We start from the raw sequence: 1,339 nt of genomic DNA, 5'->3' as shown, positions 1-1,339 counted from the left end.
TGTAGGCAGTTGCCGCGCCTCCCGCCACGGCTGCACCCCCGCGGGCGGCCGCGGCCGTGCCAGAGAGGGCCGCAGCGCCGCCACGTACCGCAAGCCCGCCGGCCGCGCCTGCGGCGACTGCGGCGCCGCCAGCCGCGAGGCCCGTGCCGATGGCGGCTCCGGCGCTGAGTTGTGGGCCGCCCGAGACAATGCCGCTTGCGATCCCAGGACCGAATATCCCGAGGCCGAGCAGCGACAGCGCCGCCAGCACGATGGCCATGGCCTGATCGATGGTCGGGCTGGCGCCACCGAAGCCGGCGGTGAACTCGGCAAATAGCGTCGAGCCGATGCCGATAATCACGGCCAGCACCAGCACCTTGATGCCGGAGCTGATGACGTTGCCGAGCACGCGCTCGGCCATAAAGGCGGACTGGCCGAACAGCCCGAATGGGATGAGCACAAAGCCCGCAAGCGTAGTGAGCTTGAACTCGATGAGCGTCACGAACAACTGCACGGCGAGAATAAAAAACGCGAGCAGCACGAGCGCCCAGGCGAGGAAGAGGCACGCGATCTGAATGAAGTTCTCGAAGAACGACCAATAGCCCATGAGGCCCGAGATTGAGTCGAGCAGCGGCCGTCCGGCGTCGAGGCCGGTCTGTGCAACACGGCCGGGGCGTAGCAGATCGGCGGTTGAGAAGCCGGTGCCGGAAGCCTTGAGGCCGAGGCCGGCAAAGGACTCGAAGACGATGCGGGCGAGATTGTTCCAATTGCCAATGATGTAGGCGAAGACACCGACGAACAATGTCTTCTTGACTAGCCTGGCGATGATGTCGTCGTCCGCGCCCCAGCTCCAGAACAGCGCCGCGAGCGTCACGTCGATCACGATCAGCGTTGTCGCGATGAATGCGACCTCGCCGCCCAACAGGCCGAACCCGCTGTCGATGTAGCGGGTGAAGACCTCCAGGAAATGATCGATGACCCCCGTGCCCCCCATGGCGCTACTCGGCGTCCTCGGTCTGCGGCGCCGCGTCACGACGGCGCGCTTCGCTCGCGGATGAGCCTTCGGCGGGCGCTCGTGACTGTTCTCGATCCGCTGTCGCGTTGCCGGTCCCAGGTGTCAGGAAGCGTCGACGGCTCTCAGCCCAGGCGCGCAGGCATGCGGGATCGCGCGGACCGGCCTCTCCGAGGCTCTGACAACGGAACAGTTCGGCGCTCAGCGGGTCCAACGCGTTTGTCTGCGCCGGACGGGCGGACTCCATCTCCGGCCGCTCCTCCTTCCGGGTCAGCTCGACGACCGTCGCGGTAATTGCGACGGCAACGAAGGCGACGGCACCGAGCCGGGCGAGCATCTTTCCGTCCA

The 1,339-nt window shown here is 66.8% G+C and carries 2 protein-coding genes; both read right to left on the bottom strand.

The genetic code is table 11. The annotated features are described in order from the left end of the window. The coding region (gene trbL / locus BGN91_RS08190; protein ID WP_292612143.1) for a P-type conjugative transfer protein TrbL at positions 1 to 973 on the bottom strand (973 nt) is incomplete at its 3' end. A 4-nt stretch (positions 974 to 977) separates the two neighbouring features. Continuing rightward, positions 978 to 1,339, bottom strand: a 362-nt coding sequence (trbK-alt, locus tag BGN91_RS08185; RefSeq protein WP_292612141.1) for a putative entry exclusion protein TrbK-alt, incomplete at its 5' end; no start/stop codon positions are given.

The sequence above is a fragment of the Nitrobacter sp. 62-13 genome, assembly GCF_001896955.1.
Lineage (GTDB): Bacteria > Pseudomonadota > Alphaproteobacteria > Rhizobiales > Xanthobacteraceae > Nitrobacter.
The sequence above is the reverse complement of the archived record's forward strand: the minus strand, read 5'-3'. Positions and strand labels throughout refer to the sequence as shown.